At 55.6% G+C, this 3,409-nt stretch carries 3 protein-coding genes; all 3 read right to left on the reverse strand.

Annotated elements, in window-relative coordinates; translation table 11 throughout:
• Window positions 1–88 precede the first annotated feature (88 nt).
• Window positions 89–1,357, reverse strand: a complete 1,269-nt coding sequence (locus JW953_08025; GenBank protein MBN1992641.1) for an efflux RND transporter periplasmic adaptor subunit — start codon at window positions 1,355–1,357, stop codon at window positions 89–91.
• Window positions 1,358–1,413: 56 nt separating this feature from the next.
• Window positions 1,414–2,814: an efflux RND transporter periplasmic adaptor subunit gene (locus JW953_08030; protein MBN1992642.1), complete on the reverse strand. Its 1,401-nt coding sequence runs from the start codon at window positions 2,812–2,814 to the stop codon at window positions 1,414–1,416.
• A gap of 58 nt (window positions 2,815–2,872) precedes the next feature.
• On the reverse strand, window positions 2,873–3,409 hold a 537-nt coding region (locus JW953_08035), incomplete at its 5' end, for an ABC transporter ATP-binding protein (GenBank protein ID MBN1992643.1).

Raw genomic sequence — 3,409 nt, forward strand, 5'->3', positions numbered from 1 at the left:
ACTACCCCTGGAGTGCGGAATTTATTCCGCTTTTTGGCAGAGGCAGAATGAATTCTGCACTCCTTCAACTGATTTGAAACACACCCTTTTAATTCCGCCCAATCTCCGCATCAGCCGGCATGCCCGGCTTCAAAAGATGGTCAGGATTGTTTAGGGTGATTTTGACGGCAAAAACCAAATTGACCCGCTCTTCCTGCGTTTGCACGTTGCGCGGGGTGAACTCGGCCTCGTGGGCAATAAAACTGACCTGGCCCTTAAACGTTTCACCGGGATAGGCGTCAACATAAACCACAGCCTCTTGCCCAATGTGAACCTGGCCAATGCGGGTTTCGGGAATGTACACGGTCAGGTCAACGGTGTCAATGTCGCTCAACTCCATCAGGATGGCGCCGGGCGCAGCCAGTTCGCCGGGATTGACCAGTTTCTGGCTGATCAAGCCGTCGCGGGGCGCGGTCAGGATCTGTTTGTCCAATTGCACTTGCACGGCAGCCATAGCGGTTTCAGCCTCACGCACCTGGGCTTTGGCCACAGCAATGTCTTCCGGGGTTGGGTCGGCCTCCACTGCCGTCAGATTTGCTTGAGCGGCCTGCACGGCGGCTTCGGCCTGTTTGTAAGCGGCTTCGGCGGCATTGGTCTGGGTGATGAGGAAGAGCGGTTCGTCGCGCATCCGTATCAAATGTTCTACCTGCTGTTTGGCTCCGGTCAGAGACACTTCGGCTATTTTTATCCCTATTTGCGCGGCTTGCAACTGGTATTGGGCCACGTCGTTCTGGACCAGGGCGATATGATCGCTTTGGTTGCGGCCGGCGGCTTCGGCTTGAATCTCGGCACGTTTCAGATTGACCTGGGCCATTTCCAGGCCCTTTTCCGCCTCGGTCACACGAGCCTGGGCCAGGTTGATCTGGGCTTCCAGTTCAAGCGGGTCATTGGCCAGCTTGGCCACGGTTTCCCATACTATTTTTAATCCGTCCCGGGTTACTCCGGCTTGTTTGAGTTGAGCCTGGGCTACGGCAATATCCTCCGGCCGGGCCGGGGCGGCCACCGATTCCAGGTTGGCTTTGGCCGTGCTCAGGGTCGCTTCCAATTGAAGCTGTTGCGCCAGCAAGTCAGATTTATCCAACTCAATCAAAATCTGGCCTGCGGTCACCTCGTCACCTTCATCGGCCAGGAGTTCCAGGATGCGCCCGCCTAACTCGGCGGTAATGGCCACCGTTTCAGCCTCAATGGAGCCGGAGCCAACCAGCGGCGGTTCCGCGGTTGGTTCCAGAGCGGCGGCAATGGGTTGGCTATTGGTGTACCACCAATAGCCGGCGCCAAGGGCGGCCAGAATGATGATGATGGGAATAATGCGTTTCATGGTTTCACCTCGTTTTTTTAAGGAAGTGGAGAATTTCCTTGTTGCTGCGTTAAGGGTTAGAGTTCAGGTTGCCCCCTGGAAAGAACGGCGTCGGCGGGCATGCCGGGTTTCAGCCGTTGGTCCGGGTTGTCTAGCTTTATTTTGACGGCAAAAACTGTGTTGACCCGTTCCTCTTTGGTCTGCACGTTTTTGGGGGTGAATTCGGCTTCGTCGCTGATGTAGGTGATGTGGCCGGTAAAGGCTTCACCGGGGAAGGAGTCGACAAAAACCTCCACCTTTTGCCCCAACGACAGTTTGCCAATATCCGGCTCGGGCACATACACCGTTAAGGTAACGTTGGTTAAATCCGCCAGGGTCAATAGCGACATGCCCGGCACAGCCATCTCGCCCTCATGAGCCACTTTTTTGACCACCCAGCCGGCGGCAGGCGCAAGCAGGGTATGTTTATCATACTGCACCCCTAAAGAGGCCAGGGCGGCTTCTGTTTGTTGCACCTGGGCTTCGGCCACGGCCACTTGTTCGGGTCGAGCGCCGGCCTTGAGCATTTCCAGTTGGGCCTGGGCTACCCCAACCTCGGCCAGGGCGGCCTCATAGGCGGCTTCGGCTTGATCAACCTGAATCTGGGCTTCCTGGGGGTCATTACGCAGACGGATCAAATCGTTTAGGGCAGTTTCGGCGTCGTCACGTTCAACAACCGCGCTGTTCAAATCCACCCAGGCTTGCCACTGGTCGGCCCCGGCCAGATTCCAGGCCATACTGGCATCTTGTTTGAAACCTTCGGGGAAGGTGTAGTGCCCACTTTTTTTGTTGCCAGTAGGCAGTTTAACAGACCAATCAATGCCTTCTTGGGCTGTCTGCCAGCCTTGCTCGCCCAAGGCATACAATGCTTCGGCAGCGTTTTTCAGGGGGATGGCGTAAGCTATTTTGAGTTCGGCCAGTTCCAGGGCGGTTTTAGCCGCATCAATTTGCATATCCAACTCTTGGGGGTTGTCGCGCAGCATGATGGCGTCTGCCCAGGCTACGTGGGCTGCCTCTGCCTTGGCTTCTGCCACCGCCACCGCGGCTTCGGCTTTGGCAATTTCTTCAGCGCGGATGCCGGCATTGATTTGGTCCAGTTGGGCGTTAGCCGTTTCTATTTTGGCTTTAGCTTGGGCTAACTCCGTTTCTAGCAGAGCCGTATCCAACTCAACCAAAACCTGGCCGGCTTCCACAAAGTCGCCCTCAGCCACGGCGATGCGGGTAATGCGCCCCCCGATTTCCGCGGCGGCGCTGATTTCTTCGGCTTCAATAAAACCAGAAGCGCTATGGATGCCGCTGGCTTCGGTTTCTGTCAGCAAGCCCAATTCAACCTGGAGTCTGGTGAATTCGGCAGGGTTTTGGCTGAAATACCAATACCCCCCGGCTGCCGCGCCGATGATGATTAAAATGATAATAATTGGTACTATTCTGTGTTTCATGGTTTACCTCTAACAAGTTTCAATTCACAATTAATAATTCACAATTCACCATTAACAATTATCGTCCCATTGTTTTTTCTGCCTCGCGGGCGCTGGAGATGAAAACGTCTTCCAGCGAGGGGGCGATTCGCTCTACTGAGGTGACAGTTAGGCCATGCTCGGTGAGGGTCTTTTCAATCAAGGGAATGTGTTCTGCCGGATTGTTGGTAACCACGTGGATGAGCGCGCCATACAGCGCCACCTCTTCAAAAACATTGAGTTCTCGCAGCAGGGGCACCGCCTGGCTGGCATCGTCGCAATCAATTTCGATCACGTCGCCGTGCATCTGTTCCACCTTGATCACTGCGGGCGAGCCTTTGGCCACCAGGTTGCCGCGTTGAATAAAAACAAGGTTTTGACAGTGTTCGGCCTCGTCCATGTAGTGGGTGGTCACCAGGATGGTGGTGCCTTCTTCGGCCAACTCGTAGATCAATTCCCAGAAAGCGCGGCGCGAGATAGGATCAACCCCGGCAGTCGGCTCGTCAAGGAACAGTACTTCCGGCTCGTGGATGATGGCCACGCCCAGGGCCAGGCGCTGTTTCCAACCGCCGGACAG

The organism is Anaerolineae bacterium, from assembly GCA_016931895.1.
Classification (GTDB): domain Bacteria; phylum Chloroflexota; class Anaerolineae; order 4572-78; family J111; genus JAFGNV01.

What these genes read in the sequence shown, in the direction of transcription:
- JW953_08025 (MBN1992641.1), bottom strand. Translation starts at nt 1,357, where the DNA reads ATGAAACGCATTATTCCCATCATCATCATTCTGGCCGCCCTTGGCGCC.
- JW953_08030 (MBN1992642.1), bottom strand. Translation starts at nt 2,814, where the DNA reads ATGAAACACAGAATAGTACCAATTATTATCATTTTAATCATCATCGGC.